Origin of the sequence: Psychroserpens damuponensis, assembly GCF_000826655.1 — a bacterium.
Lineage (GTDB): Bacteria > Bacteroidota > Bacteroidia > Flavobacteriales > Flavobacteriaceae > Psychroserpens > Psychroserpens damuponensis.
Genome location: NZ_JXJO01000102.1, coordinates 1 through 306, shown reverse-complemented (window position 1 = coordinate 306; position 306 = coordinate 1). Strand labels below are relative to the sequence as shown.

Genomic DNA, 306 nt, shown 5'->3' with positions numbered 1-306 from the left:
TGTCAAATGACTGCTTTCTTGGATCAAGCCAAGTCTAATTGCGAGTGCAACTGCCGAGCTTTCTGTTAATTCTTCATATGATGCCGTAAGTGTAACCAATTGCTTCCCCTCCAAATCATATAAAAAAACCTCTTTCTCCTGAGAGAAAGAGGCTTGATGGTGTGTATGCTCAAAGCCTCTCTTATCTCTCAGCACATACGTCTGATGGAATTAGCACCGTGCCCTATAAGACAATTGTCTTGGCGCTTACTTGCTGCGCCCCACTTCACAGTGGTATTAACGGTCGGTTGCTGTTGGGGTCAAAAG

General features: G+C 44.8%; 1 protein-coding gene. It reads right to left on the bottom strand.

The genetic code is table 11. From position 1 onward, the window contains the following. Nucleotides 1-195: hypothetical protein (locus TD29_RS18750; RefSeq protein ID WP_206539807.1), on the bottom strand; the 195-nt coding region annotated here is incomplete at its 3' end. Nucleotides 196-306: the final 111 nt, after the last annotated feature.